This is a genomic window from Agrobacterium fabrum str. C58, assembly GCF_000092025.1.
In the GTDB taxonomy this organism is placed as follows: Bacteria; Pseudomonadota; Alphaproteobacteria; order Rhizobiales; family Rhizobiaceae; genus Agrobacterium; species Agrobacterium fabrum.
Window position 1 is genome coordinate 1,957,039 of sequence record NC_003062.2, and the last position, 26,148, is coordinate 1,983,186.

Sequence of the window (26,148 nt, forward strand, 5' to 3'; positions counted from 1 at the left end):
GACGGCCTCGTTCGTTTCTGTCAACACGCCGTTTCACGAATTTTCGGGAAAAAATTCAATCCGCTTTGCAGCCCTGTGGATTATCGCGGGGGCTGGTGTGCGTCGCGTCGCAGAGATATAAGGCGCCATGAGCAAAGACGATCCAAACGACAAATCCACCCGCGATACGCACTACGCCACACTGCGCCGTGCCGTACGCGATGCCAAACGCGAGCGCGGCGAAATTCCGACCCCGCAGCAGCCGAAGCGCCGAAATCGTGGCGCGGACGACTGGAAGCCGCCGCAGCTTGCGCCGGATCAGGTCCATCTTTACGGCCTGCATACCGTGCGCGCGGCGCTTTCCAATCCCCAACGGCAGCTCATCAAGCTGTCGGTGACACTCAATGCCTTTGCGCGTCTGGATATCGGCGAGGCGGATGCACAGCCGTTCCCTGTCGAAATCGTCTCGCCGCAGGAGATCGACAAGGTGCTCGGCCCCGAGGCGATCCATCAGGGCGTGATGCTGGAGACCAGGCCGCTTCCGGTCAAGAAGCTCGACGCCTTGAAGAAAAGCCCGCTGATCCTCGTGCTCGATCAGGTGACCGATCCGCACAATGTCGGCGCCATCATGCGCTCGGCGGTCGCGTTCAACGCCGGCGCCGTCATCACCACCATCCGCCATAGCCCGACGGAGTCAGGCGTGCTGGCGAAATCCGCGTCCGGTGCACTGGAACTCATTCCCTATATCCAGATTACCAACCTCGCCGACACATTGGGCGAGCTGCACAAGCTCGGCTTCTTCTCGGTCGGTCTGGATTCGGAAGGCCCCGCTCCCATCGAGCAAACCTTCACCGGTGCAAAGATTGCCCTGGTGCTAGGCGCGGAAGGCAAGGGCCTGCGCCAGAAGACCCGCGAAACCGTTTCGGCGCTCGCCCGTCTCGACATGCCGGGCGAGATCAAATCGCTCAACGTATCGAATGCGGCGGCCATCGCCCTTTATGCAACGCAGCAATTTCTGGGCAAAGCGTCGTCCTGACGCTTGCCCTTCCTTGCGAAATAACAAAGCGCAACGCATGCTGCGTCTTTAACGTTCGCAAGGAGCAAATCCCGACATGACCGACCTGCCCATCAAACCGACCGGCGAGCTGACGCTCAGGACACTCGCCATGCCGGCCGACGCCAATCCGGCCGGTGATATTTTCGGTGGCTGGGTCATGTCCCAGATGGACTTGGCAAGCGGCATCCGCGCTGCGGAACGCTCACGCTGTCGCGTCGTCACGGCGGCGGTCAAGGAAATGGCCTTCGAACTGCCGGTGAAGATCGGCGACACGCTGTCGATCTATACAGATATCGCCCGTCTCGGCCGCACCTCGATCACGCTGACGGTCGAAGCCTGGGCGCAGCGGTCGCGTTACGACAAGCTGGAAAAGGTCACCGCCGGTACCTTCATCATGGTGGCGATGGACGAAAACGGGCAGCCTACGCCCATTCCTGCGGCGGAGTGAACACGATGGAGGCCGCCGTCAATGCCGCAGAAGCCTATTCGCATATCCGTGCGGTCATGGGCATGGTGGTCGGCCTCAGCCTTGCGCGCCTGCTGACCGGCCTTGCCGGTTTCGTGCAGCATCCGAAGAAGGAGCGCATCTATCTTCTGCATATCGGCTGGGTGGCGTTCTTGTTTCTGATGCTGGTGCATTTCTGGTGGTGGGAGCACCGGCTTTCCGCCACCGGTCATGTGCTGGATTTCGGCGCCTTCCTTTTCCTCATCCTATTCTGCTCGCTGTTCTATTTCCTCTGCGTGCTGCTGTTTCCCACTGACATGAAGGAATACAAGGGATACGAGGACTATTTCTTTTCCCGCAAAAGCTGGTTCTTTGCGTTTCTCGCCGCACTTTTCGTCACTGACGTCGGCGACACACTGCTGAAGGGACATGACTACCTCGCCTCGCTCGGGCCAGAATATCTCATCCGCACTGCTATTTACGTTGTCCTGTTCACAGCGGCCGCCTTCATCGACAATCGCCGCTTTCACCGGTTTCTCGTGATTTTCGCGCTGGTCTACCAGATCGCGTGGATTTTCCGCACCTACGACCTGCTGGCCTGAAGAACGACCCACCATGTATCGTCATTGTGTCGCGGTGACATTTCGCCGCGAATATGACATTGCGATTGCATGGGATTCATTCGCAGGATCATGCAGGACAGGAGTTCGGCGGGCGCCATCGCCACGCTGGCGATTCTGCTTTTCCTGTTGCAGGGTCTCGCCAATGGCCTGACCACCGGCAACATGGCAATGGCCGCGCTGGCGGCGGATGAAATCATCTGCTCCAGCCACATGCCTGATGGCAGCGCGGGCAAGCAGAATCCGGCCGGCAAGATCGCCGGCGACTGCTGCGGCACGCTCTGCCGACTGGCATCGGCCACGATCGCTACTCTTCCGGTCACACCCGTCGAACGCGCGGACCGGATCATTGCGATCGGCGAAGTCGCCTTTGTGAACTTCGACGCCGCATTGCCGCCTTCGCCACCCAATCTGGAATCGCGTCCACGCGCACCACCCACCTCTCCGCACGCTTGAGACCTCCCCGGCCCGCCGGAATCCAATCTTTTGCGGAGACATTCATGTCCGTCACGACCTCTTTCGAGGGCGAGCGCGCACCTGCGCAGTCGTCATCCATCAATCTTTACCGCGCCGTGTGGCGCTGGCATTTTTACGCCGGTCTGCTCGTCCTGCCCTTCATGATATCGCTCGCCGTCACCGGCGCGCTTTATCTCTTCCGGGATGAATTCGACAATCTCATCCATTCCGATCTGAAGCGGGTGGAGGTGGTGCAGAACGCACCGAAAGCGCTTCCTTCCGAAATCATCGCCGCGGCGCTGGCAGCCGTGCCCGGTACCGCCGTCAAATATACGACATCAGCCGATCCGGGTGCATCCACGGAAATCACCGTCGATACGGAGGACGGCAAGCGGGCGGTTTACGTCAATCCCTATACGGCTGAGGTTGCCGGTTCGCTGCCCGATCGCGGCACTATCATGTGGACGATCCGTTATCTCCACAGCCTGAAATATTTCGGCACCTATGCCCGTTATCTGATCGAGATCGCCGCGGGCTGGTCAATCCTTCTCGTTGCGACCGGCATCTATCTCTGGTGGCCGCGCAAGCAGACGGGCGGTGTCGTCACCGTGCGCGGCACGCCGAAGAAGCGCGTGTTCTGGCGCGATACCCATGCCGTCACCGGCATTTTCGTCGGCTTTTTCATCGTCTTCCTTGCGGTCACCGGCATGCCCTGGTCGGGCGTCTGGGGCGCGAAGGTCAATGAATGGGCAAATGGCAGCAATTTCGGATATCCGGCCGGCGTGCGTACGGATGTTCCCATGTCCGGCGAACATCTCGATCACATAGCCAAGAACAGCTGGTCGCTGGAACAGGCGAAGGTCCCGGAATCCACCGCATCCGCCACCGGGCAACCAATCGGAATAAATGCGGCCATAGCACGTTTCGACGGACTTGGTCTTGCTGCTGGTTATGCCGTCGCGCTGCCGACCAAACCCACCGGCGTCTATAGCGGCTCGGTCTATCCCGACGACCTTTCAAAGCAGCGTGTCGTCCATCTCGATCAATATAGCGGCGAGCCGCTGATCGACATGCGCTATGCCGATTACGGTCCGCTTGGAAAGGCGCTGGAATGGGGGATAAATGTCCATATGGGCCAGCAATTCGGCCTCGCCAACCAGATCGTACTGCTGGCAGCGTGTTTCGGCATCGTCCTGCTTGCCGTTTCCGCCGGCATCATGTGGTGGAAACGACGCCCCAGAGGTTCGCTCGGCGTGCCACCCTTGCCGCAGGATAAACGCGTCCTGCGCGGCCTGCTCGCCATGCTTGCCATCGGCGGCATCCTGTTCCCCCTGGTTGGCGCAAGCCTACTGATCATGCTTGTTCTGGATCAGATCGTACAGTCCCGCCAGAAGCAACGCGCAGCCTGAAAAAATACGGCCGGGAGAGTATATCCCGGCCGTGTGCTTCTGAATTCCTGACATTTTAGCAGAAGCCTGCCTTAGAACATCGTATTGTTGTTTGCAGCCTTTTCCGGCACCGGCTGGATGACGTCCCAATGTTCGGTGATCTTGCCGTCGGTCACCCTGAAGATATCGACGATGGCGGCTCCGCGAGCACCCTCTTTATCCGTGGAATGGATATGCAGGTAAACCAGATCGCCATCCGTAGCGCTGCGCACGATCCGGGATTTTGCCTGCGGGTTTTCCTTGAAGAAGCCGGTGAAATAATCGACGAACGGCTTCTTGCCGTCAGGCACCATCGGATTGTGCTGCTTGTAGCTGTCGACGATGACGGCTGCGCCCTTCGCCACCTCGTGCTTGTTGAAGACGGTGTCGTAAAAATCGATCACCAGCTTGCGGTTGGTTTCTTCCTGGGCCAGATCGCGCTTGGCGGTTTCCGCCAGAACGGGGGCGGCCAACAGCGCGGGCGCGAGGGCAAGAGCAGCAATGGCGAGACGGCGTGTCACGAAATTCATGGGGATACCTCTCAATAACCGACGGTGAAACGCTGGCGGGAATGTTGCGGCTTCTCGATTTCATCGGCAAGCGCGATGGCGTAATCCTCGAAAGAAATACGGCTGCCCTGCTCGTTGCTGAGAAGATTGTCCTTGCCGATCCGGAATTTCCCGGTTCTTTCGCCAGGCACGAATTCGGCTGAGGGCGACAAGAAGGTCCAGTCGAGCTGCTTTTCCTGTTTCAGCTTGTCGAGGAATTCCGCACCCTTCGTTGCTTCGGCCTTGTAGGCGGCGGGGAAATCCGGCAGGTCGACCACCCGCTGGCCAGGTGCGATTTCAAGGCTGCCGGCGCCGCCGACCACGAGATAACGCTGAACGCCGGAAGCGCGCACAGCCTCAATCAGCGTTGCAGGATCGCTAGCGGTAAAGTGTACCGAACTGATCACGGCATCGTGACCCTTCAGCAGCTCCGAAAGCGCCGCCTGATCGAAAACATCGCCCTTCTTTGCTACCACATTTGGCAGTGCGGCGATCTTTTCGGGGTTGCGGGCGATCGCCGTGACCTGGTGTCCGCGATCGGAAAGTTCCTTCAGGATACGGGATCCGGCATTGCCGGAAGCGCCGATGAGTGCGATTTTAGCCATGGCTTGTTTCCTCTGCTGTTATCGTCATTAGTCTAAATAATAGACCGTAAAGCAAAGCTATGGTATCGCGAGGCTGGCCGCAAGAAGTCAGCCGCCGGTGATCTGGTCACATGGCGATGACCTTGAAGGCGCTAAAATCGGGCAAGGGGTAAGGACAATGCCGGATATACAGACCAAGGAAATCTTCACTTTCGAGCAGCCCTGCCCCATCCGCGACGTGCTGGACCGCATCGGCGATCAATGGAGCCTGCTGGTTCTCGAAGCCCTTCAGGGCGGAGTTCTGCGCTTCAACGAGCTGAACCGCAGGATCGACGATATTTCCAAGCAGATGCTGTCGCGCACGCTGAAACGGCTGGAAGAGGACGGCTTCATTCGTCGCACGCTTTATGCCGAGGTGCCGCCTCGCGTGGAATATGAGCTGACCAATCTCGGTCGTTCTTTTCTGGTGCCGATGCAATTGCTGGTGCAATGGGCCGATGAGAACCATGTCCGCATCTGCAAGGCGCGCGTGAAATATTCGGAAAACGACAATCGCGGCTGAGGCACGTCTCCAGCCGCCCGCAACGCATCCATCCGAATTTCGTTCCGCCGCTTCGTTTCCTTTTTGTACTCATTTTTTCACCGCCTCCCCTTTTCTTTGCGCGTGACTCCCTCCATATTTCGCGCATGGCCAGATCACCGAAAAATCCCCCCTCCTCGCGTCAGGGCTTCGAGGAAGCCCCGCAATCGTCATTCGAAGGCGCGCCGCTGGGCGGCAGCGTTGCCGACTGGGTGAAGCAGCTCGAGGCAGAAGCCGAGGCGGGCTCGGTGGAAACCCAGCGCGAAATCGCCTCGAAAGCCGGCAAGCACCGCAAGAAGATCGAGATCGAGGCCCGCAAGGAAGCGGAAAAAGCGGCCAACAAGACGGCTAAAAACACTACGGCTTCCAAGACAGCGCGGGGCGTTTCCATAGGCGCGTCGAGCGATCCGAAAACCCGCGCCGCCGCCGGTCTCAATCCGGTAGCTGGCATGGACGTCTCTCTGGAGGAGGCGGCCAACCTCGCACCGGGTGCCGTCACCGCCACCGTCGAGGCGCTATCGGCACTGATCGAGAGCGGCAATCCGCTGTTCAAGGACGGCAAGATGTGGACGCCGCACCGGCCGGCCCGTCCGCCGAAATCCGAAGGCGGCGTTACCATCCGCATGGACTCGGAGTACCAGCCAGCCGGCGACCAGCCGACGGCGATTGCCGATCTCGTGGAAGGCATCAATTCCGGCGAGCGCAGCCAGGTGCTGCTCGGCGTCACCGGTTCGGGCAAGACCTTCACCATGGCCAAGGTGATCGAGGCGACGCAGCGCCCGGCCGTCATCCTTGCGCCGAATAAGACGCTGGCGGCGCAGCTTTATTCCGAATTCAAAAACTTCTTCCCCGACAATGCGGTGGAATATTTCGTCTCCTATTACGATTATTACCAGCCGGAAGCCTATGTGCCGCGCTCCGACACCTTCATCGAAAAGGAATCCTCGATCAACGAGCAGATCGACCGGATGCGCCACTCCGCCACCCGCTCGCTGCTGGAACGCGACGACTGCATCATCGTCGCCTCGGTCTCGTGCATCTATGGTATCGGCTCGGTAGAAACCTACACCGCCATGACCTTCCAGATGCAGGTGGGCGACCGGCTGGACCAGCGCCAGCTTCTCGCCGACCTCGTGGCCCAGCAATACAAACGCCGCGACATGGATTTCCAGCGCGGTTCGTTCCGCGTGCGCGGCGATACCATCGAAATCTTCCCCGCCCACCTTGAGGATGCCGCCTGGCGCATCTCGATGTTCGGCGACGAGATCGATTCGATAACCGAATTCGACCCGCTGACCGGCCAGAAGACCGGCGACCTGCAATCCGTCAAGATCTACGCCAATTCGCACTATGTCACGCCGCGCCCGACATTGAACGGTGCGATCAAGTCGATCAAGGAAGAGCTGAAAGTTCGTCTCGCCGAGCTGGAAAAGGCCGGACGCCTGCTGGAAGCTCAAAGGCTGGAGCAGCGCACCCGCTACGATATCGAGATGCTGGAGGCCACCGGCTCCTGCGCCGGCATTGAGAACTATTCGCGTTATCTCACCGGCCGCAATCCCGGCGAACCGCCGCCGACATTGTTCGAATATATCCCTGACAACGCCCTCCTCTTCATCGACGAAAGCCACGTTTCGGTCAGCCAGATCGGCGGCATGTATCGCGGCGACTTCAGGCGCAAGGCGACGCTGGCCGAATACGGCTTCCGCCTGCCTTCCTGCATGGACAACCGTCCGCTGCGCTTCGAGGAATGGGATGCGATGCGGCCGCTGACCGTCGCGGTTTCGGCCACCCCCGGATCGTGGGAAATGGAACAATCCGGCGGTGTCTTCGCCGAACAGGTCATCCGTCCGACCGGCCTCATCGATCCGCCGGTGGAGGTACGCTCCGCCCGCAGCCAGGTGGACGATGTTCTCGGCGAAATCCGCGAAACCGCCGCCAAGGGTTATCGCACGCTCTGCACCGTGCTGACCAAGCGCATGGCAGAGGACCTGACTGAATATCTGCATGAACAGGGCGTTCGCGTCCGTTATATGCACTCGGATATCGACACGCTGGAACGCATCGAGATCATCCGCGATCTGCGCCTTGGCGCCTTCGACGTGCTTGTCGGCATCAACCTTCTGCGCGAAGGCCTCGATATACCCGAATGCGGTTTCGTCGCCATCCTCGATGCCGACAAGGAAGGCTTCTTGCGTTCGGAAACTTCGCTGATCCAGACGATCGGCCGCGCCGCCCGTAATGTCGACGGCAAGGTCATCCTTTATGCCGACAATATCACCGGCTCGATGAAGCGGGCGATGGAGGAAACCTCCCGTCGCCGCGAGAAGCAGATGGCCTACAACGCCGAACACGGCATCACGCCGGAATCGGTCAAGGCGAAGATTTCCGATATTCTTGATTCTGTTTATGAGCGCGACCATGTAAGGGCCGATATTTCTGGCGTTTCCGGCAAGGGCTTCGCCGATGGCGGCCATCTGGTCGGCAACAATCTACAGGCTCATCTCAACGCGCTGGAAAAATCCATGCGCGACGCCGCCGCCGACCTCGACTTCGAAAAAGCCGCCCGCCTCCGCGACGAGATCAAACGCCTCAAGGCCGCCGAACTCGCCACCATGGACGACCCCATGGCCAAGGAAGAAGCTCGCGCTATTGAAGGCAGTGGAAAAAGCAGCAAACGCCGCAACGAGTCGGTCTCCCCCCTTGAGGGGGAGATGTCCGGCAGGACAGAGGGGGGTAACGCCCCGAACGAAAGCAGCAACTCCCTCTTCGCCAAACCCTCTCTGGACGAAATGGGCCCCGGCTCGGACGCCGGAAAGCCGCTGTTCCGCAGAAACTCGCTGGACGAAATGACGGTGGGAAGAACCGAAAAGCCCGTGCGCGGCGCGGTGCCCGACAAGCCCGGAACAGAAGCCGGCAAACGGTTCTCACCGCTACTGGAAGGCCAGCCCGAGCGTGCCGCCGATGATCCGAGACCGCTGGTCCGCGGCAAGATCGGTGCGGGTTCCTACGAGGATGCCGGGGAGCAGAAGCGCAAAAGCCGGACGAAGGGCAAGACCGGGCGGCCGGGGCGATAAGCCACTGGCTCCGGCCCCAACTCACCATCGCTGCGACCGTCGCTTGCATTTATAAAATGGCCAACAGGGAAACACGGCATGGTTCGAAAAAATCTGGCGGCCCTGTGCCTCTTCCTATCCTGCAACGCAGCGCTTGCCGGGCAGATCGAAGACACTACCTTCCACAGCCCAGCCCTGAACGCGCCGCTTCCCGTCAACATCTACCGCCCGGATGGCGCACCGCCCGAAAACGGCTGGCCGGTGCTTTATCTCCTGCACGGCCATGATGGAGACCAGAACAGCTGGCGCGATCTCGGCAATATCGAAAAGACGCTCGATACGCTCATCGCAGCCGGCGCCATCCGGCCGCTGGTTGTCGTCATGCCCGGTGTCAAGAACAGTTGGTACGTGGATTCCGCCGCTGTCGGCGGCCCCGGCGATTACGAAACCGCCTTGACCGGCGACCTGCGCCACCAGATCGAAAAAACCCTGCCGGTGCGCAAGGATCGTCAAGGCCGTGCCATCGCCGGCCTCTCCATGGGCGGTTTCGGCGCATTGCATCTGGCCTATGGCCATGAGGATCTCTATGGCGCCGTGGCCAGCCTGTCCGGTGCCATCTGGCAGAACGTTCCCGCCTCCGATCTCGACAGGACGCCCGCCGAACTCAAGCTCATCCAAGACAGCGCCTTTTTCCACCGGGTCGACCGCACCACCGTCACCAGCGGTATCGTGCTGCCTTCAACCGGCGATCATTTTTCCGGCGCTTTCGGCACGCCATTCGATGCCAGGCTCTTTAATGAAAAGAACGTCTTTACCCTCGTCGCCCAGCACGTTGCCGAAAGCGAGGATTTGCCTGCCACTTACCTGACCGTCGGCGACGATGACGGCTTCTTCCTCTGGCGCGGCGCCATCGCCTTGCATGAGACGTTGCAGGCCGACAAGCGCAAATCCGAGTTGCGGGTGACCGATGGTGATCATGTCTGGTCGGTATGGAAGGTGTCGATCATCGATGCGTTGAAGTTCATCGATGGGGAATGGGACAGGGCAGCGGACGCCGCCGGTGATTGAGGCGCGACCCGCCCTCTCAAACCCGACACACCGTCATTTTCCGATTCGCTTCTTTCCGCTCTTTCCCGCAAGGTTCAACGCCGCCGCAGCCCGTATCAGCACCGCCAGCGCCTCCTCATTCACGACATCCCCCTCGTGAAAATCAATCGCCCGCCGCGTATTGCCTTCCAGGCTGGAATTGAACAGGCCCACCGGGTCATCAAGCGAAGCGCCCTTCGCAAATGTCATCTTCACAGCGCTCTTATAGGTTTCACCCGTGCAGAGGATACCGGCATGCGACCAGACCGGCACGCCGCGCCATTTCACCTCTTCAATCACCTCGGGATCGGCTTTCAGGATCACCGCGCGGATGCGTGCGAGCATATCACCGCGCCAATCGTCCAGCTCCGCGATTTTACGGTCGATGACCTCAGATGCTGCGGTCTCCTCCGCATCTTTTTCCGTAACCGTTTTTGCCATGATGTCCTCCCGATTTCGCCGTGGCTCTGTCTCAACTTTCAATATAGACCAAATTTTCCTCCCCTCCCATGCGGAACCAAATCCGCCTCCCCCCGTTTTCTCCCCGAACGCAATGTTCAGCATACAAAGGGAAGAAACATCATGAAAATCAATGTCATCGCTCTCGCTGCCGCAGCAGCGCTTACCTCTTCCGTGGCCTTTGCCCAGACGGCAACCACGGCCCCTGCTGCCGGCGCGGATGCCACATTGTCCGGCCCCGGCATCACCATGGGCACCAAGGCCAGCGGCCCGCTGAAATTCGTCAACGTCCAGAAGACCGATCTCACCGCCTCCCAGCTTGACGGCATGGACATCTATAACGCCCAGAATGAAAACATCGGCGAGATCGAGGATGTGGTGATTGGCGACGGCAAGTCGGTGATCGGCCTCGTCGCCAGCGTTGGCGGCTTCCTCGGCATCGACAAGAGCTATGTGGTGCTCGACCCGGCATCCGTCGCGGTTCACAACGACAACGGCACCTGGAAGGCCTATGTCGACACCACCAAGGACGCTCTGCAGAACGCCCCCAAGCTCGACTACGACAAGCTGGACGACTGATTACCCCTGCGGTTGTTCACTTGTTTCCCCCGCGCCGAGGCGCGGGGGTTTTCGTATGATCATTCCGCGCAGCAACCGGCTATCCTCGCCCGGCAGACCCTTGCCTGATAGACCCTTGCCTGACAGACACTTGCCTAGGAGCCCGGCCCTCGCCTATCTTCGGCGCGCAAATCACCAAGGATCGATGCGTGCCCGCCCATAGTCTCTTTTCCCTTTCCGTCAGCGCCGCCCTGTTGCTGAGCGCCGTTCCGCTGCCAGCCCAGTCCGCTGGCTGGAAACCCGCCGAACAGATCAAAACCTATGCCATCAGCGGCAATACCGGCGGCGGGCTTTACCAGTCCATCGGTGAACGCGGCCCGACGGCAGGTGTGCAGGCAATTGCCCACACCACCTTCAAGCTGACATGGCGGCGGGACTATCGTCCGCAGCCGGATGGTGCCTGCGTGCTGGTCACGGCGAGGCCCAATCTCACCATCATCTACACCTGGCCAAAAGCGCCGTCCAATCTGCCGCCCGCCGTCGCCGCCAGCTGGAAGACCTTCATCTCCGGCGTGGAAACCCATGAGCGCGTCCATGGCGAGCATATTCTCGATATGGTGAAGAAGATCGAAGCCTTCAGCACCGGGCTGAGGGCGGAGAACGATCCCAAATGCCAGAAGGTGCGTGTGGTTCTGCAGCAGCGTCTGGGTGAGCTTTCCAATGAGCAGCGCCAGCGCGGCCGCGATTTCGACCGTGACGAGCTCTCGCCGGGCGGGCGGGTGCACCAGCTCATCCTCACGCTGGCAAACGGCCCCTGAGCGGCCGGACTTATTCCGCCGCTTCGCCTTTCAAGAGAGGTTCGGCTAGCGTCACGGTCTCCAGCTCGTAGGAATAACCCTCCAGCATCGTATAGGCCTGCTCGATCGCCTCGATCTGGGTTTCGGCGTTGCGAATAGCTTCGGCGATGGACTGGCTGCGGGCACGCAGCATGGAACTCAGCACATCAGTCTCCGGCTTGCGGCCCAGGCGGTCCATGTGTTTGCGCACGCGCGTGCGGTGCCGTTCCAGCTCGAGAATATGGAAACGGCTTTTCAGAATATCGTCCGTCAGCTTGCGGCGCATGGCCGCCACGGGATCGAAACTGCCGGGCTCGCGCTCATCCAGGATGAATTCATTGACCAGCGTTTCCAGCATCAGCAGGCCCTTGAGATCCTTGGCGTCGGCAAGCTGCGGATCGTAACCCGTATCGTCGAACACCCTGCGGCGCACCGGATCCTTCAGAAGCTCATAAGCCGTTTGCAGGCGCGCAAATTGCTCGCCATCACCGCCGCTGTCGGGATGCGCGGCCTTGGCCACCTTGCGGTAGGCCGTCTTGATCGCCGCCTCGTCGGCATCGCGCTCCACGCCAAGCAAAACATAGGGATCGATCACAAAAACACCTTCAAACGCAAACTGTTACCCGCATGCCCGATGCCGCGCTCCTGAGGCCTGCCGCCGGATCATAGGCCAATTCCGCCCCGTGCGGCACCCCGCTCCGGCTTTTAAACCGGCAAATCCCACACAAAGCCTCTGGGTGCACCGGACGGAAAAGCCCTTGATGCCCAAATTTGTCGGACAGAAGGCGACTATAATGATGGGCGGGACAAAATTGTGGAAAGCGATGGCAAAACATGCCACCCCATCCGGCACCCTGCTTGTCGCTGCCCTGTGAGAATACCTTTCAAAAGAGCATATAGGCGCATTTTCAGGGCCTTATGGTGGAAAGTCGCCAACGGGTGTAAGCTCGGCTTTTGGATCCGAAGGGAGGACGATCCGATGCCGCAAACGATTACCCAGACCGTCACGGACTACGTCCATGCCATGGCCTATGCGGATGAGGGCCTGATGCGGGACGTATTCGATCCTCGCGCCAGCATCGTCGGCACCTTCGAAGGTGAAATCGAATGGCTGTCGCTGGAAGATTTCGTCGACCAGATGCGCAAGAGCGAACGCGGGCTGCCCGACCACGATCCCGCCTTCGAAATCATGGGCATCGACAAGGAGGGTGACAGTGCCTCGGTAAAGCTCACAACCCGCTTCGACGGCATGGATTTTTACGAATATCTGTCCCTGCTGGAACGCGACGGCAGCTGGTCGATCGTGCACAAGCTTTATCACATAAAGCCATAGGATCATCAAAACAGAGATGAAAATGGGGAAGAGAAAAGGCTAAGCCTTTGAAAATACTGGTGCCCCCGACAAGGTTCGAACTCGTGACCCCCTGATTACAAATCAGGTGCTCTACCAACTGAGCTACAAGGGCAAGCCAGTGCCTTGCCAACTATCAGATTCTGACTTGGTGTAAAGCAAAAACTGTCTGCGGCTCATCAGTCGGCTTTCTTTTCCACACCGTAATCTCGCCGACGTATCCATCCGATCGCTATTAGAGCAAAAGGCCCATAAAATAAGCGAAGTGTTTACGCGGCGAAGCTAACATGGTGACAGACCATAACCATTCCAGCGAGAATAACGCACCCGATGCGCGCGAGCATACAGAAAATCCAGCTGACAGGCACAATCGTTATTGCCGTAAGCGCCATCCTGCTGGCTACACTTGCCGCGCTGCCCAGCGTTTCCAACTATCTTCGTTATCGAACGAACGCACAGCAACTGAACCGCTTTGAAACCGCGCTGCAATCCGCATGGCTGGTCTCGGCCGAGCGCGGCCCGGCCAATAACCTGATGGCGGCCACTTCTGCCGATGCAAGCCTGGTCGAGCGTCTGGCCGTCGCGCGCAAGGCGACAGACGACAAGTTGTCTCAGGTGGAGACCTCCTTCGCCGAAGAAATCAAAGCGCAGCCCCGCCTGGCGAAGTCACTTGCCGAAACCCGCCAGAAACTCGCGCAATCGCGAGAGGCCGTAGACGCGGTTGCCGCTCTTCCCGCGGAAGCGCGCAGTTACAGCGCCATGGCCAACGCCATTCAATCGATGTTCACGGCAGCCGATAGCGTCAACCTGCTCCGCGGCAAGGCCGCCCGCGCCATCATCACGAAAACACCAGATGTCGCGATCGATATCGCAATGACCGGCACCGCCGGTGTCATGCGCGACAGGATCGGTCGCCTCGGCTCCTACGTGGTGATGAGCCTGCAGGCGAACAGGCAGGACAGATTAAGTTATCGCGCGAAGTTCGACACCGAGATGCAGAGCGTCATGCTGGTGAAATCCTCGCTGTGGAACTACACCGCCGCCTATCTGTCGACACCGCGTCTTGACGCCGCGTTTCGCGATTTCGACACCTATTATTTCGGCCAGTCGCTTCGCTACGCGCAGAATACGATTGCCATCGTCGTACCCTCGGCACTTCCAAGCATCCGCGATTTTTCCGAAAACTACATTCAGGGCATGCGATCGTCAGATCAGCTGCGTGACCTTATCCTCGCCGAAACCCGCGCGAGAATCGAAAAGAACAAGCAACAGGCGCTTATCTATGGCCTGGCCTCGCTCTTTCTCGCCTTGATCGCCGTTATGGTCCTGCTGCGCCTCACGTCAGTCTATAAAACGGCGCTGTTCCAGCCCATGCAGTCTGTTCTGGCGCAAATCTCCGCGATAGCGGCTGGCGATCTTTCCGAGGCTCAGCGCCAGACCGGCGTTGCCCCGGAAGTGACGAAGATGTTTCAGGAATTGGATTTCCTGCGCGAGCAGCTTCGGCAGAAGGGAGAAATGGAGGAACAGCAGCGCGCACTGTCAGAACAGCTCCGCACGCTGTCCGAAACCGATGCGCTGACCGGCGTCTTCAATCGCCGCGCGCTGGAAAAGTCCGTTCGAGCCATTCTGAGCGGCGATGAGGACTATCAATCCCTCGGCGTCATGATCATCGATATCGATCACTTCAAGTCGATCAATGACCGTTATGGCCACGCCATGGGCGACCTTGCGCTGCAAAAGACGGCAAGCCTTTTAAAGGGCGCCTTGCGCAAGACCGATATTCTGGCCCGCTACGGCGGCGAGGAATTCGTCGTCGTATTGCAGGATGTCAGCCACGCCACGGCGACCGCCACCGCCGACCGCCTTCGCCGCCTGATAGAAGTTCAGACCTTCGATGAACAAACAGGTTTGTCACTGACGGCAAGTTTCGGCGTCGTCTGGCAGGAGGCGCGCGCAATCAACAGCTGGGACGAGTTGATCGCCATCGCCGACGACCGGCTTTACGAAGCCAAGCGCGCGGGCCGCAACCGGGTGTGGGCAACCTATTTTCCGAAGGTCGCGAACGGCTAGACGGCACCGCCGGTCACAAATTCCGCCGCGCCTAGATCAGGTCCAGCGTCATCACGACAGGGCAATGGTCGGACGCCTTCGGGCGATCCCAGCCGGTGCGGGGGTAACGCTCCACCTCCTGCCCCGGCGGGAAAACCGTGCGGAAAGGCTGCCCGTTGCGGATGATTTCAGGAACGTGCGTAGCGCTCGTTTCCGCCAGGCGCGGGGAAAGCCAGACATAATCGAGCTGGCACAGATGCTGCTCCTGCGGCCCGCGCGAATGGTAGAGCGTCCAGCGATCCATGACGTCGCGGCGCGTCATCGGATTGACCACGAAGCCATCGGCCGTGAAGATATCGAGCGCACTGCGCTCCTCCTCGACGGGCGTGAAGCTGTAGCCGCTGCGCCTGTCGCCGGAAATCGCAACGCGCTCCTGATAGTCGTTCATATCGCCGCAGATCGCGAAATTCTTGTTGCGGGTATTGCCCACCCCCCAGCGGTTTTCGATGATGCGGCGAACCGCCATGGCTTCAGCCTCGCGGATCGGCATGGTCGCGATCCGCGCATCCACCGCATCGCGGGCATTGGTCATGGATTTGAAATGCGTGACGTAAAGGGTCAGCGGCTTGCCGCCGATCCGGAGGTCAATTTCCAGGCAATCCCGTTTGAAAATCTTGTCATCGATCTGGTTGGTCGCGGCGAGTGCGGGATTGAAGAGATCGAGGTTGCGATAGGTCAGCGCCGCATGGCTCTTGATGTCGACCACCTCGATCTTGTCACCGTCGCGCGTCTCTTCGCGCATGACAACGGCGACATCGATGCCGCGGCTGTCATTGCCCTCGACCAGATATTTCTGCAGATAGCCATTGCCGACCATGCGATAGAGATAACCATATTCAAAGGCCTGCAACGCCGCCATGTTGTCGACTTCCTGCAGGCAAAGGATATCGGCATCCGCATCCGCAATGGCGAGCGCTGAAAGCTGGCGGGTATCATCGGTGGAAGACACCATGCGCGCGCTTTCCAACGCCTGATAGGTGGCCTCGTCCCTGATATCGAAAAGCTGGATCGCCCTGTCGCGCCGCGTCTGGTTGCGGAAGCCGGTGAAATCGAAACGGGTGAGAAGGTTTTCGATATTGAAGGTGGCGAGCCGAAGCGACATGTTTCATTCCTGTTGCTGGACGGAAAGCTTAGCCGCTCAAACCCTGCCTCGCCAATAGCCTAAAGCCGCCATGCCGCACGAATTGCAACCGGCAACCGGTCGCCTATGGCCACGGCTTCCCGTGAATAGGCCCGGAGCGCCTGCCCATCCGGCAGATCGAGACGAAGGGCATACCGCTCCCCCTCGTAAAGAACAGAGGTAACGGTGCAATCGATACCCTCCGCATCCCGCAACACATCCTGCGGTCGCACGAGAATATCCGCCAGCGGTAATGGCGCGCCGCTCTCCATCACGGCCCGAAGCCCGGCCCAGTCGAGATCGCGCGGCGCCCCATCCGGCACCGGCAGGCGGAGGATAGCACCCTGCCTCACCAGTGAACCGACCAGCCTGCCCTCCGGCCGCGCATAAAGCTCCGCCGGCGCCGCGACCTGCAACAGCCTACCCTGCGACATGACGGCGACATCGGTTGCCAGCGCCATGGCCTCGGCCTGATCGTGGGTGACATAGATCATCGTGGCGCCAGAACGGGCGTGGAAATCGCGAAACGTCTCCTCCATCTCCTGGCGCAGATGCCGGTCGAGATTGGCGAGCGGCTCGTCGAGCAGCACCACGTCAGGCTCGGTGACAAGGCAGCGGGCGAGCGCCACGCGCTGTCGCTGGCCACCGGAGAGTTCGGCGGGACGGCGATCTGCAAAGCTCTCGAGGCGAACGGCGGCAAGCGCCTGACGGACCTTCTCGCGATATTTCTCGCCTGAGATGCCGCGCACTTTGAGAGGATATCCAGCATTGTCGGCCACCGACATGTGTGGCCACAGCGCATAGGACTGGAAGACCATCGCCATGTTGCGCCGCTCCGGCGGCACCATGCTGCCGGCATCGGCCAGCACCCGCTCGCCGAGCAGGATGGAACCATCGCTCGGCTGTTCGAAACCGGCGATCATGCGCAGCACCGTCGTCTTGCCGCAGCCGGAAGGCCCGAGCAGCGCCAGGAAACCGCCGTCACGCACCATCAGCGACACGTCGTCCACGGCAGGCTTGGAACCGGCACCAAAGTTTTTTGACAGGCGATTGAGGATCAGTTTCGCCAAGGGACGACTCCTTTCGGCAGATAGCGCCCCAGAATTTCGAGCAGCAGCATGAGGATAATGACCATGATAACAACGAGCACAGAGAGTGCGGAGGCAAGATCGAAGCTGCCGCTGTCATCGAGATTGTAGATGAGGACGCCGAGCGTCTGCGTGCCGGCGGACCACAGGAGCGCCGAGACCGTCAGCTCGTTGCAGGCGATCAGGAAAACGAGAATGACGGAAGCGCCAGCCGCCGGCCCGACCAGCGGCAGAATGATATCCTTCAGCCGCCGCCAGAAACCGGCACCGGAGAGCCGCGCCGCTTCTTCCAGCGATGGATCAAATTGCAGGAAGGCACTGACCATGGGTTTCAGGCTGACGGCGAAGAAGGAGGAGAAATAGGCGAGCAGAATGATCCAGATCGTGCCGTAGAGCGTCACGCCCAGCAGCGGAATAGGCGCCGCAAACAGCAGCACGAAGGAAACTGAGATCACCACGCCCGGCAGCGCATAGGGAATATCCACCAGCGCCGAGAGCAGAAACATGAAACGGCTCTTGCCGCGCACCAGAAAGTAAGCCGTCAGCACCGTCACCGCCAGCAGGCAAAGCGACGTGGCGGTTGCCAGAAACAGTGAATTGCGGAAGGCCGTGCGGGTGACGCTCTGCCGGTAAAGCAGTTCCTCATAGGCATGCAGCGTCGCGGTCTTGAGGCTGAGCGGCACGCCGTATGCGGGAGCGAGCGAGCTTGCCACCAGTGCCGTCAGCGGCGCGACCAGCATGAACAGCAGCACGAGCCACAGGGCAAGCTCCGCCGGCACACGCCACCGCCCCAGCCCGAAAGTTGCCGCCTTGCCGGAAAGCCCGATGATGCGATAGTCCCTGCCCTTCATCGCCCGTTCCTGCAGCGCAAGCCCGGCGACCGAGATGATGGCAATCATGGTCGAGAGAATGGCGATATCGCCGAAGGTGCTGGTGCCGAAACTGGCGAAACGGCTGTAAATCAGCGTCGGCAGCGTAAAGATCGAGCCAGGTATGCCGAGGATTGCCGGAATGCCGAAATTGCCGACATTGGACACGAAAGAAATCGCCGCACCCGCGATCAGGCCCGGCGTGGAAAGCGGCAGGATGATATCGAACAGCACGCGCCGCGGCGAAGCGCCTGAAAGCTTGGCAGCCTCGATACCATCCTGCGGCAAGGCGAGCAGACCGGCGCGCAGCGACAGATAAACGAGCGGCGCGTGCTGCACGCCGAGCAACAACGCGATGCCGGCAATGGAATAAAGCGGCTGCGGCGATCCCATCGCCGGCGCAAGACCGATCGCCTTCAACAGTGTGCTCGACGGGCCGGTCATGCCGATCCACGACAGCGCTGTCACCTGCGGCGGGATCATCATCGGCAGCATGAACAGGAAGCTTAAAATCGACTTGCCACGAATGTCACAGAGCGTCAGCGAAAGCGCGAAGGCGCCGCCAATCGCCAGCGAGATCAGCATGCCGAAAAACGAGGTGGAGAGCGTGTTCTGCGCCGCATCCCAGAGAGCGGGATCGGCCAGAAGCCGCCATATGTCACCATTCAGTGACGAGACGATGCCGGTATAGGCCAGCCGCCCGAGCGGCAGGGCGCTCAGCGCAAAAACGACACTCACCACAAAAGGAAACAGCCAGCGCGGCTGGCTGCTTCCATAAGCTTTGGAACGGGTCATTCCCCTATATCAGCCCTTGGAGCCGAAGATATCGGAGAAGGTCTTGAGGTCCTGTTCGGAGTTCTTCAGCGCGTCAGCGGCACTGAGCGGCAGAACCTTGATCTTGTCGCGGGCAGGGAAACCTTCCGGCATGCCGGCATCAGCGCGCACGGGGATATAGCCAAGCTTGACGAAGCCCTGCTGGCCCTTTTCCGAAAGCACGTAGTCAACGAACTTCTTGGCCGCTTCCTCGTGCTTGGTGCCCTTGATGATCGCGACCGGCTCGGTGACGGCTGAAACGCCTTCTTCCGGGAAGACGAATTCGACCGGAGCGCCCTTGGCCTTTTCGCGGATCGGCATGTAATCAACGACGACGCCATAGGCCTTCTCGCCTGAGGCAACGGACTTCAGAACCGCTCCGTTGCCGCCGCCGGCAATGGCTTCATTGGCCTTCAACTGCCTGTAATAATCCCAGCCGAGTCCGTTGGCAGCGGCAAGCGTCTGCGCGTGGATCAGCGCCGCACCCGAGGTGAGCGGGCTCGGCATGGTCACGAGACCCTTGGCTTCGGCCTTGGCAAGATCCTTCCAGCTCGTCGGTTTCATCGCAGCGGCGGTGTTGTACATGATGCCGGTCGTGATGAGCTTGGTGGAATAATAGAAGCCGTCCGCATCATAAAGCGAAGCATCGATATTCTTGGCTTCGGCAGACTTATGGGCCAGAAGCTGGCCAGCCTGCTTCATGCGCTCCAAGGTAACCGTGTCAGCGATCAGAAGCACGTCGGCCACCGGATTGCCGGCATTGATCTCGGCCATCAGCTTGGCCATGATCTTCGGCGTTCCGTCACGCACCCATTCGACTTCGATACCGGGATTGGCAGCCTTGAAGCCATCAACGGTCGCCTGCGCGTCCTCATTCGGCTGGCTGGTATAAAGCACCAGATCGGCGGCATTGGCGGCGGTGGCGATAAAGCCGAGCGATACGATGGCGGTGAAAGCGGAAAGCAGCGTTTTCATGGGTCCAGTCCCTGTTGTTCGGTGGGACCGCTAAAACATGCTTGCATAACATGTATGTGACAGGCAGGATTTTGATGACGTTATCTTCTATCGGCGAGGGTTGAGACCGTTGCCACCCCCCTCTGCCCTGCCGGGCATCTCCCCCTCAAGGGGGGAGATCAGCAAGAGGCGCTACCGCCGCTTCATTTTCAAACGTCGAGATGGACGAAAACATCACCTCGAGTCGATCTCCCCCCTTGTGGGGGAGATGCCCGGCAGGGCAGAGGGGGGTAAGCCGCAACCTCCGTCGCTGCCGTAAGCCCCCGACATCAAATCGCCGCAAGCACCTCAGTCGTCTCCGCCTGCGCCGTCGTAATCAACCGGCCAAGCCGCTTCATGCCTTCCTCGATCATCGCCTCGTTGGCGCAGGAGAAGCTGATGCGCAGCGTGTTCGTACCCGAACCATCCGCAAAGAACGCGCGGCCGGGAACAAAGGCCACCTTTTCCGTAGCGATGGATTTTGCCAGCAGCGCGGCACCATCCATGCCCTCAGGCAATGTCACCCAGATGAACATGCCACCTTCCGGCTTGGTCCAGCTGGTGGTCTTCGGCATGTACTTCTCGAGCGCGGAGAGCATCGCATCCCGCCGTGCGCTGTAGGCCGCCTTGATCTTGGCCACCTGCTTATCGAAACCGCGCGCGGCGACGCGTTCGATGGCGATCTGGTTGATGGTGGAGGAATGCAAGTCGGCGGCCTGCTTCATCAGCACCAGCTTGCGGATGACAGGCGCGGAGGCGACGATGTACCCGACGCGGAGGCCGGGGGCGAGCGTCTTCGAAAAGCTGCCGCAGTAGATGGTGCGGGTGTTCTCGATGCCGCCCGAACGGGCAATGTCGAGCGCCATGATGGGCGGAACCGCTTCGCCGTCGTAACGCAGCGACTGATAGGCAGCGTCTTCGATGACGGCGATGTCAAGCTCGTCGGCCAGCGCCAGAACCTTTTCGCGGCCGGCAAGATCGACGGTTTCGCCGGTCGGATTGGAGAAATCAGCCGAAAGATAGGCGAACTTCACCGCGCCCCCGAGCTTGGCCGCTGTTTCGCGGTAAGCTTCAGGCGTGCGGTTGCCACCCGGATTAAGCTGGTCGTAATTCGGCTCATAGGCGTTGAAAGCGGAAAGCGCGCCGAGATAGGTCGGCCATGTCACCAGCGCCGTATCCTTCGGCGACAGGAACAGCTTGCCGAGATAATCGAGACCCTGCTGCGAACCGGAAACGATGAAGACGTTATCGGCGGTGCAGTCGATGCCGATCTTGTCCATTTCGCCCGCCAGCCATTCGCGCAGCGGCTTGTAACCCTCGCTGACAGAATATTGCAGGGCGGCGTTGACCTGCGCGCCGGAAAAAATTTCCGCATAAGCCTGCTGGAACTCCTCTGCGGGGAAGAGAGCCGGATCCGGAATGCCGCCGGCAAAGGAGATGATATCGGGCTGTTCGAGCAGCTTCAGCAGCTCGCGGATTTCAGACGCTTTCATGCGCGAAGAGCGCGTGGCGAAAATTTGTTCCCAATCAAGCATGGGTACGTTTCCTCTTGTGTCGTTTTTATGCGCGCATCTTTACAGAAATGTCGATATGTCAGCAATACTGACTTATCAGTTTTTCGAATTATTTCTGCCTCCCTGCACGGTGTCCGCCACAGCCCCGCATTCGCGGCCGTTTTTCCGGACAAAGCCAGATACACCCTCTGAGAGGGCTTAACAATCTTCCGTTTGCGATTGACGCCGCACGCTTTTCCGGCTGGATTGCGCGCCGGTGCCGCAGACGGCATGACCATGAAGGGAGTTCGAAGACATGTTGAAAAATATCGACCCGGCGCTGAATGCCGATGTTCTGCACGCGCTGCGCGCCATGGGTCACGGCGATACGCTGGTGATATCGGACACCAACTTCCCGTCCGATTCGGTTGCCCGGCAAACGACGGTCGGCAAGGTGCTGCATATTGACAATGTCTCGGCCGCCCGCGCCATGAAAGCAATCCTGTCCGTGCTGCCGCTCGACACGCCGTTGCAGCCTTCGGTCGGCCGCATGGAAGTGATGGGCGCACCCGATCAGCTGGAACCGGTCCAGGTCGAAGTGCAGCAGGAAATCGACGCGGCCGAGGGAAAGTCCGCTCCCATGTATGGCATCGAGCGTTTTGCTTTCTACGAAAAGGCCAAGCAGGCCTATTGCGTCATCACCACAGGCGAGACGCGGTTTTATGGATGCTTTCTGCTGACCAAGGGTGTCATCCCGCCAAAGTGAGCGGTTATTGGTAATGGAAGCGGCACTGAATGACTTCCAGCCGTTGCTCGCTTCCGGACCCGGATACACGGTAGACAAACCGATGCTCGGCGGTAATCCGCCGAGACCAATATCCTGCCATATCGCCCTTCAGAGGCTCCGGTTTCCCAAGCCCTGCAAAGGGCGTGCGTTTGGCATTTCGGATAAGATCGTTTATTTTCTCGACCATGCGAGCATCGGTTCTTTGCCAGAACTCATAGTCGTCCCATGAACTCAGCGTCCAGACGAGCTTCATTCTTCGGTCGGATCCCGCTCGATGGTGTCACCGCGCTCAAGTTCGCCCATGGACGCGCGAAGCCTTGAGGCATTTGCCGGGTTGGACAGGAGATGCAGCGTTTCCTGCATGCTCTCATATTCTCCTTCGGCAAGCACCACGACCGCCTCTTTGCCTTGCCGCGTGACGAGCAATGGCGCGCGGGTTTCCAGAACCCGGTCGAAATGGGTCGCGAAGTTCTGCCTGAACTCGGTAAATCGCACATTCGCCATGAGAATTGCCCTTCCGCAAATATGTACAGATTTATGTACGCTCCAAACGCCGAAAGTCAAGATACATCGGTGCGACCGATAACAAGAAAGGCCGGAGCTTTCGCCCCGGCCTCCATGTCTTCCACCAAGCAATGAAGCTTAGTTGACGGCCTTGTCGACCAGCTTGTTCTTGCCGATCCACGGCATCATGCCGCGCAGCTTTGCACCGACTTCTTCGATCTGGTGGGTGTCGTTCATGCGACGGATGCCCTTGAAGCGGGCAGCACCCGAACGGTATTCCTGCATCCAGTCCGAGGTGAACTTGCCGGTCTGGATGTCGTGCAGGACGCGCTTCATTTCAGCCTTGGTTTCGGCGGTGATGATGCGCGGACCGGTGACGTATTCGCCCCACTCGGCCGTGTTGGAGATCGAGTAGTTCATGTTGGCGATGCCGCCTTCATAGATCAGGTCGACGATCAGCTTCACTTCGTGCAGGCACTCGAAATATGCCATTTCGGGTGCGTAACCGGCTTCGGTCAGCGTTTCAAAACCGGCGCGGATCAGTTCGACGAGACCGCCGCACAGAACGACCTGTTCGCCGAAGAGGTCGGTTTCGCACTCTTCCTTGAAGTTGGTTTCGATGATGCCCGAACGGCCGCCGCCAACGCCGCAGGCGTAGGAGAGAGCGAGTTCAAGCGCATTGCCGGAAGCGTTGTGGTGAACGGCAACGAGGCAGGGCACGCCGCCGCCCTTCTGGTATTCGCCGCGAACCGTGTGGCCGGGGCCCTTCGGTGCGATCATGACAACGTCGAGCGATGCCTTCGGCTCGATGAGGCCGAAGTGAACGTTGAGGCCGTGTGCGAAAGCGATCGCTGCGCCGTCGCGGATGTTACCGGCAATATCGGCCTTGTAGATGTCGGCCTGCAATTCGTCAGGCGTTGCCATCATCAGGAGGTCGCCCCACTTGGCGGCTTCGGCAACGGTCATCACCTTGAAGCCGTCGGCTTCCGCCTTCTTGACGGTCGGCGAACCGGCCTTCAGGGCGATGACGACGTTCTTGGCGCCGGAATCCTTGAGGTTCAGCGCATGGGCGCGGCCCTGGGAGCCGTAACCGACGATGACGACATTCTTGGACTTGATGAGATTGAGATCCGCATCACGATCATAATAAACGCGCATTTTATGGTCCTTCCCTAATGCTTGTCTCTATTGTCTTAACCGGAACCTTAAGCGACCTTGCCGCCCAGTTCCGAATGCACCTTTTCCGTTCCATAGAGCGTCAAAAAGGCGACGACCGCCTTCTTGGCCCGGGCGGAAAAATCCTTGTCCGGCGCCTCGCCCAGCAGCATGCGCACATGCAAATCCGAAACGATGAGGCCGTAAAAACTGCGATACGCCTCTTCGGCGTCATCGAAACGCAGGTAGCCGGAACGGCGACCCGCCTCGATCAGTCCACGGGCGCGGCGGTCGATCTGGCGACGGCCGCGTTCCAGCAGCAGATCGCCAAGCTTCGAACCGTCGCGGCTCGCCTGCCCGATGGCAAGACGATTGAGCGCCAGCGATACATCGCCCGCCAGCACGTCCAGCAGATCATGTGCGAAAACCTCGAGATGATCGGCAAGCTGCGGCGCGGAGACGCGGTCGCCCGCTTTCTCGAAGGTGCGAACCTTGCTCTGCTGGAAGGTGATCATCGCCGCCAGCAGGCCGTCGCGATCGCCGAACCATTTGTAGAGGCTTTCCTTCGAACAGTTGGCGGCACGCGCCAGCCCGGATGTGGTGAGCGCTTTCTCGCCGCCCTCGACCAATAGACGCAATGCCTGGTCCAGAACGGCGTTCTGGCGCGGCGAAAATTCCTGCGTTGTGATCGGGTCGGAAGCCAAGTCTTTCCACTCCAGGGGCTAGATTGATGTACCGTACGGTACGGTTCGAGCGCCATTTAAGCGGAGGCAGCGTTGCGGTCAAGCGGATTCTTTAGAGGGAGACGAGAATTGGCGCTTTGCCCTGTAGTATGAAGGGAAGCCCTGGGGGAGCCTTAAGGAGGTTGGGCGTTTGTCAGCTAACCAAAGGTGGGTGTGGCTTTACCCCCCTCTGCCCTGCCGGGCATCTCCCCCTCAAGGGGGGAGATCAGCAATCGGCCCACTTGCCGCTTCATTCCCGGACTTCGAGATGGCCGAGACCTTGCCGCATATCGATCTCCCCCCTTGAGGGGGAGATGCCCGGCAGGGCAGAGGGGGGTAAAGCCCCACGCACCACAGATCTGCCGTGAATGGACACCCCATCTACCCCGCCGCTATCTCACGCGAGGCGTCAACATCCCGCGACGGCGACAATCCATAAAACCGGCTATATTCGCGGCTGAACTGCGACGGGCTCTGGTAACCGACGCGATGACCGGCGGTGCCGGCATCCAGCCGCTCCAGCAGCATCAGCCGGCGCGCCTCGTGCAGGCGAAGCTGCTTCTGATACTGCACCGGCGTCATGGCCGTGATCGTCTTGAAATGATGGTGGAAGGACGAAACGCTCATGCCGATCTGTTCGGCCAGCTCTTCGATCCGGAGCTGGCGCGCGAAATTCTCGCGCAGCCAGGCGATGGCGCGGGCGATGCGGTTGCCGTGGCTGCCGGCCGCGATGACGTTCATCAATTGCCCGCCGGCCGGTCCGGTCAGGATGCGATAGAGGATCTCCTGCTCGATCAGCGGCGCCATGGCGGCGATGTCGGCTGGACGATCAAGCAAGCGCAGGAGCCGTATGGCCGCATCGAGAAGTTCCGGTGTTGCCCTGTTGACGACGATGCCGCGCTGCGCATTCGCCGGCTCCGAAGATGGATCGATCGGTATGCGGCGCATGAGATCGAGCAGCTTTTCACTATCGATGGCAAGGGCAATACAGAAATGCGGCACCTCCCGGCTCGCCTCCACCACCCGCCATGCAACAGGCAGATCGAGCGATGTCAGAAGATAATCACCCGCGCCGTAATTTATGGTGTCCGTGCCCAATTGCACGCTTTTCGACCCCTGGATTACCATAGCGAGACAGGGGCGGTAATTGCCGTGGCATGGTGCGCTGGGGATCGTGCGCCGACTGATGCCGAGGGATTCGATCGCCGTCCGCACCTCACCGTCATGGGTGGCGTGCCGCGCGGCGATGGCGGCGATCTCCTGATAGACATTGAACGGGAAGGACATGGGGGAAATCCCTTAACTGAAAGAAGAGATGTATTGGATGTTGCTTATCTAGAAAGCCGCCCGCCATCCGCAAAGAGCACGATGTGTATTTTTTGCAGGATCGTGCAAAAAGCTCGGAGGATCGCTCTAACGCCTCTTTGCACTTCCATCGCATATTCCGCCGTCCCCA

Annotated in this window: 27 protein-coding genes and 1 tRNA gene; 13 read left to right on the forward strand and 15 right to left on the reverse strand. The window is 59.9% G+C overall.

Going from position 1 to position 26,148, the window contains the following annotated elements:
* Positions 1-127 precede the first annotated feature (127 nt).
* The 5 genes from rlmB to ATU_RS09755 all read left to right on the forward strand — a co-directional run bounded on the left by rlmB (position 128) and on the right by ATU_RS09755 (position 3,966).
* The gene (gene rlmB / locus ATU_RS09735; RefSeq protein ID WP_010971985.1) at positions 128-1,015 is read left to right on the forward strand and encodes a 23S rRNA (guanosine(2251)-2'-O)-methyltransferase RlmB; all 888 of its coding nucleotides are present in this window, start codon (positions 128-130) and stop codon (positions 1,013-1,015) included.
* Positions 1,016-1,091: 76 nt separating this feature from the next.
* Complete coding sequence (locus ATU_RS09740; RefSeq protein WP_006316399.1) at positions 1,092-1,484, forward strand: acyl-CoA thioesterase; 393 nt, start codon at positions 1,092-1,094, stop codon at positions 1,482-1,484.
* A gap of 5 nt (positions 1,485-1,489) precedes the next feature.
* On the forward strand, positions 1,490-2,083 hold the full coding sequence (locus ATU_RS09745; protein WP_010971986.1) for a hypothetical protein: 594 nt from the start codon (positions 1,490-1,492) through the stop codon (positions 2,081-2,083).
* A gap of 69 nt (positions 2,084-2,152) precedes the next feature.
* The gene (locus ATU_RS09750; RefSeq protein WP_035258538.1) at positions 2,153-2,557 is read left to right on the forward strand and encodes a DUF2946 family protein; all 405 of its coding nucleotides are present in this window, start codon (positions 2,153-2,155) and stop codon (positions 2,555-2,557) included.
* 44 nt (positions 2,558-2,601) lie between these two features.
* Entirely contained in the window at positions 2,602-3,966 is a 1,365-nt protein-coding gene (locus ATU_RS09755) for a PepSY-associated TM helix domain-containing protein (protein ID WP_010971988.1), read from the forward strand.
* Between the two features lie 71 nt (positions 3,967-4,037).
* Here ATU_RS09755 and ATU_RS09760 read toward each other — a convergent pair whose 3' ends face one another.
* Complete coding sequence (locus ATU_RS09760) at positions 4,038-4,514, reverse strand: nuclear transport factor 2 family protein (RefSeq protein WP_010971989.1); 477 nt, start codon at positions 4,512-4,514, stop codon at positions 4,038-4,040.
* An 11-nt stretch (positions 4,515-4,525) separates the two neighbouring features.
* Entirely contained in the window at positions 4,526-5,137 is a 612-nt protein-coding gene (locus tag ATU_RS09765; RefSeq protein ID WP_006316393.1) for an NAD(P)-dependent oxidoreductase, read from the reverse strand.
* A 157-nt stretch (positions 5,138-5,294) separates the two neighbouring features.
* On the opposite strand from ATU_RS09765, the gene ATU_RS09770 reads away from it, so the two are divergent.
* From ATU_RS09770 to ATU_RS09780, 3 genes are all read left to right on the forward strand, one after another.
* A complete protein-coding gene (locus ATU_RS09770; RefSeq protein ID WP_006316392.1) occupies positions 5,295-5,678 on the forward strand; it encodes a winged helix-turn-helix transcriptional regulator in 384 nt (127 codons plus the stop codon).
* A 125-nt stretch (positions 5,679-5,803) separates the two neighbouring features.
* Positions 5,804-8,770 carry an excinuclease ABC subunit UvrB gene (uvrB, locus tag ATU_RS09775; protein ID WP_010971990.1) on the forward strand — a complete coding sequence of 989 codons (2,967 nt, stop codon included), beginning with the start codon at positions 5,804-5,806 and terminating at the stop codon, positions 8,768-8,770.
* 78 nt (positions 8,771-8,848) lie between these two features.
* Positions 8,849-9,817, forward strand: coding sequence for an alpha/beta hydrolase (locus ATU_RS09780; RefSeq protein ID WP_010971991.1), 969 nt, complete (start codon positions 8,849-8,851; stop codon positions 9,815-9,817).
* 33 nt (positions 9,818-9,850) lie between these two features.
* Here ATU_RS09780 and ATU_RS09785 read toward each other — a convergent pair whose 3' ends face one another.
* Complete coding sequence (locus ATU_RS09785; RefSeq protein ID WP_010971992.1) at positions 9,851-10,276, reverse strand: DUF1801 domain-containing protein; 426 nt, start codon at positions 10,274-10,276, stop codon at positions 9,851-9,853.
* 141 nt (positions 10,277-10,417) lie between these two features.
* Between ATU_RS09785 and ATU_RS09790 the strand changes: the two genes are divergently transcribed.
* Together ATU_RS09790 and ATU_RS09795 are read left to right on the forward strand one after the other, a co-directional pair.
* Complete coding sequence (locus ATU_RS09790; RefSeq protein WP_010971993.1) at positions 10,418-10,873, forward strand: PRC-barrel domain-containing protein; 456 nt, start codon at positions 10,418-10,420, stop codon at positions 10,871-10,873.
* A 188-nt stretch (positions 10,874-11,061) separates the two neighbouring features.
* Positions 11,062-11,670, forward strand: a complete 609-nt coding sequence (locus tag ATU_RS09795) for a DUF922 domain-containing Zn-dependent protease (protein WP_010971994.1) — start codon at positions 11,062-11,064, stop codon at positions 11,668-11,670.
* 10 nt (positions 11,671-11,680) lie between these two features.
* Here ATU_RS09795 and ATU_RS09800 read toward each other — a convergent pair whose 3' ends face one another.
* The gene (locus ATU_RS09800) at positions 11,681-12,283 is read right to left on the reverse strand and encodes a J domain-containing protein (RefSeq protein WP_006310627.1); all 603 of its coding nucleotides are present in this window, start codon (positions 12,281-12,283) and stop codon (positions 11,681-11,683) included.
* A 384-nt stretch (positions 12,284-12,667) separates the two neighbouring features.
* On the opposite strand from ATU_RS09800, the gene ATU_RS09805 reads away from it, so the two are divergent.
* Complete coding sequence (locus ATU_RS09805; RefSeq protein ID WP_010972664.1) at positions 12,668-13,021, forward strand: nuclear transport factor 2 family protein; 354 nt, start codon at positions 12,668-12,670, stop codon at positions 13,019-13,021.
* Between the two features lie 57 nt (positions 13,022-13,078).
* Here the strand turns inward: ATU_RS09805 and ATU_RS09810 are convergent.
* Positions 13,079-13,154: transfer RNA gene (locus tag ATU_RS09810), tRNA-Thr, on the reverse strand.
* Positions 13,155-13,369: 215 nt separating this feature from the next.
* Here ATU_RS09810 and ATU_RS09815 point away from each other — a divergent pair.
* Positions 13,370-15,109, forward strand: coding sequence for a GGDEF domain-containing protein (locus ATU_RS09815; RefSeq protein ID WP_010971995.1), 1,740 nt, complete (start codon positions 13,370-13,372; stop codon positions 15,107-15,109).
* A gap of 31 nt (positions 15,110-15,140) precedes the next feature.
* On the opposite strand, the gene ATU_RS09820 is transcribed toward ATU_RS09815, so the two are convergent.
* From ATU_RS09820 to ATU_RS09840, 5 genes are all read right to left on the reverse strand, one after another.
* Positions 15,141-16,250 (reverse strand): endonuclease/exonuclease/phosphatase family protein, encoded by a 1,110-nt coding sequence (locus ATU_RS09820; RefSeq protein WP_035258536.1) that lies wholly within the window; start codon positions 16,248-16,250, stop codon positions 15,141-15,143.
* Between the two features lie 59 nt (positions 16,251-16,309).
* Complete coding sequence (locus ATU_RS09825) at positions 16,310-17,338, reverse strand: ABC transporter ATP-binding protein (protein WP_010971997.1); 1,029 nt, start codon at positions 17,336-17,338, stop codon at positions 16,310-16,312.
* On the reverse strand, positions 17,326-19,020 hold the full coding sequence (locus ATU_RS09830) for an ABC transporter permease (RefSeq protein ID WP_010971998.1): 1,695 nt from the start codon (positions 19,018-19,020) through the stop codon (positions 17,326-17,328). The genes ATU_RS09825 and ATU_RS09830 overlap by 13 nt, the downstream gene beginning before the upstream one ends.
* 9 nt (positions 19,021-19,029) lie before the next feature.
* A complete protein-coding gene (locus tag ATU_RS09835) occupies positions 19,030-20,013 on the reverse strand; it encodes an ABC transporter substrate-binding protein (protein ID WP_010971999.1) in 984 nt (327 codons plus the stop codon).
* Between the two features lie 308 nt (positions 20,014-20,321).
* The gene (locus ATU_RS09840) at positions 20,322-21,566 is read right to left on the reverse strand and encodes an aminotransferase-like domain-containing protein (protein ID WP_010972000.1); all 1,245 of its coding nucleotides are present in this window, start codon (positions 21,564-21,566) and stop codon (positions 20,322-20,324) included.
* A gap of 274 nt (positions 21,567-21,840) precedes the next feature.
* Between ATU_RS09840 and ATU_RS09845 the strand changes: the two genes are divergently transcribed.
* On the forward strand, positions 21,841-22,290 hold the full coding sequence (locus tag ATU_RS09845; protein ID WP_010972001.1) for an RbsD/FucU family protein: 450 nt from the start codon (positions 21,841-21,843) through the stop codon (positions 22,288-22,290).
* A gap of 4 nt (positions 22,291-22,294) precedes the next feature.
* On the opposite strand, the gene ATU_RS09850 is transcribed toward ATU_RS09845, so the two are convergent.
* The 5 genes from ATU_RS09850 to ATU_RS09870 all read right to left on the reverse strand — a co-directional run bounded on the left by ATU_RS09850 (position 22,295) and on the right by ATU_RS09870 (position 25,979).
* Positions 22,295-22,564: a Txe/YoeB family addiction module toxin gene (locus tag ATU_RS09850; RefSeq protein ID WP_010972002.1), complete on the reverse strand. Its 270-nt coding sequence runs from the start codon at positions 22,562-22,564 to the stop codon at positions 22,295-22,297.
* Positions 22,561-22,815, reverse strand: a complete 255-nt coding sequence (locus ATU_RS09855) for a type II toxin-antitoxin system Phd/YefM family antitoxin (RefSeq protein WP_010972003.1) — start codon at positions 22,813-22,815, stop codon at positions 22,561-22,563. The genes ATU_RS09850 and ATU_RS09855 overlap by 4 nt, the downstream gene beginning before the upstream one ends.
* Before the next feature lie 138 nt (positions 22,816-22,953).
* The gene (gene ilvC / locus ATU_RS09860) at positions 22,954-23,973 is read right to left on the reverse strand and encodes a ketol-acid reductoisomerase (RefSeq protein ID WP_010972004.1); all 1,020 of its coding nucleotides are present in this window, start codon (positions 23,971-23,973) and stop codon (positions 22,954-22,956) included.
* Between the two features lie 47 nt (positions 23,974-24,020).
* A complete protein-coding gene (locus tag ATU_RS09865; protein ID WP_006311841.1) occupies positions 24,021-24,674 on the reverse strand; it encodes a TetR/AcrR family transcriptional regulator in 654 nt (217 codons plus the stop codon).
* 399 nt (positions 24,675-25,073) lie between these two features.
* Positions 25,074-25,979 (reverse strand): AraC family transcriptional regulator, encoded by a 906-nt coding sequence (locus ATU_RS09870; RefSeq protein WP_010972005.1) that lies wholly within the window; start codon positions 25,977-25,979, stop codon positions 25,074-25,076.
* Between the last annotated feature and the right edge of the window lie 169 nt (positions 25,980-26,148).

Excerpts from the sequence above, each read along its gene's own strand:
- ATU_RS09815 (WP_010971995.1), top strand. The coding sequence starts at position 13,370 with ATGCGCGCGAGCATACAGAAAATCCAGCTGACAGGCACAATCGTTATT.
- ATU_RS09755 (WP_010971988.1), top strand. The coding sequence starts at position 2,602 with ATGTCCGTCACGACCTCTTTCGAGGGCGAGCGCGCACCTGCGCAGTCG.
- ATU_RS09845 (WP_010972001.1), top strand. The coding sequence starts at position 21,841 with ATGTTGAAAAATATCGACCCGGCGCTGAATGCCGATGTTCTGCACGCG.
- ATU_RS09835 (WP_010971999.1), bottom strand. The coding sequence starts at position 20,013 with ATGAAAACGCTGCTTTCCGCTTTCACCGCCATCGTATCGCTCGGCTTT.
- rlmB (WP_010971985.1), top strand. The coding sequence starts at position 128 with ATGAGCAAAGACGATCCAAACGACAAATCCACCCGCGATACGCACTAC.
- ATU_RS09830 (WP_010971998.1), bottom strand. The coding sequence starts at position 19,020 with ATGACCCGTTCCAAAGCTTATGGAAGCAGCCAGCCGCGCTGGCTGTTT.
- ATU_RS09785 (WP_010971992.1), bottom strand. The coding sequence starts at position 10,276 with ATGGCAAAAACGGTTACGGAAAAAGATGCGGAGGAGACCGCAGCATCT.
- uvrB (WP_010971990.1), top strand. The coding sequence starts at position 5,804 with ATGGCCAGATCACCGAAAAATCCCCCCTCCTCGCGTCAGGGCTTCGAG.
- ATU_RS09750 (WP_035258538.1), top strand. The coding sequence starts at position 2,153 with ATGGGATTCATTCGCAGGATCATGCAGGACAGGAGTTCGGCGGGCGCC.
- ATU_RS09790 (WP_010971993.1), top strand. The coding sequence starts at position 10,418 with ATGAAAATCAATGTCATCGCTCTCGCTGCCGCAGCAGCGCTTACCTCT.
- ATU_RS09765 (WP_006316393.1), bottom strand. The coding sequence starts at position 5,137 with ATGGCTAAAATCGCACTCATCGGCGCTTCCGGCAATGCCGGATCCCGT.
- ATU_RS09805 (WP_010972664.1), top strand. The coding sequence starts at position 12,668 with ATGCCGCAAACGATTACCCAGACCGTCACGGACTACGTCCATGCCATG.
- ATU_RS09840 (WP_010972000.1), bottom strand. The coding sequence starts at position 21,566 with ATGCTTGATTGGGAACAAATTTTCGCCACGCGCTCTTCGCGCATGAAA.
- ATU_RS09850 (WP_010972002.1), bottom strand. The coding sequence starts at position 22,564 with ATGAAGCTCGTCTGGACGCTGAGTTCATGGGACGACTATGAGTTCTGG.
- ATU_RS09855 (WP_010972003.1), bottom strand. The coding sequence starts at position 22,815 with ATGGCGAATGTGCGATTTACCGAGTTCAGGCAGAACTTCGCGACCCAT.
- ATU_RS09745 (WP_010971986.1), top strand. The coding sequence starts at position 1,490 with ATGGAGGCCGCCGTCAATGCCGCAGAAGCCTATTCGCATATCCGTGCG.
- ATU_RS09770 (WP_006316392.1), top strand. The coding sequence starts at position 5,295 with ATGCCGGATATACAGACCAAGGAAATCTTCACTTTCGAGCAGCCCTGC.
- ATU_RS09760 (WP_010971989.1), bottom strand. The coding sequence starts at position 4,514 with ATGAATTTCGTGACACGCCGTCTCGCCATTGCTGCTCTTGCCCTCGCG.
- ATU_RS09740 (WP_006316399.1), top strand. The coding sequence starts at position 1,092 with ATGACCGACCTGCCCATCAAACCGACCGGCGAGCTGACGCTCAGGACA.
- ATU_RS09820 (WP_035258536.1), bottom strand. The coding sequence starts at position 16,250 with ATGTCGCTTCGGCTCGCCACCTTCAATATCGAAAACCTTCTCACCCGT.
- ATU_RS09870 (WP_010972005.1), bottom strand. The coding sequence starts at position 25,979 with ATGTCCTTCCCGTTCAATGTCTATCAGGAGATCGCCGCCATCGCCGCG.
- ilvC (WP_010972004.1), bottom strand. The coding sequence starts at position 23,973 with ATGCGCGTTTATTATGATCGTGATGCGGATCTCAATCTCATCAAGTCC.
- ATU_RS09780 (WP_010971991.1), top strand. The coding sequence starts at position 8,849 with ATGGTTCGAAAAAATCTGGCGGCCCTGTGCCTCTTCCTATCCTGCAAC.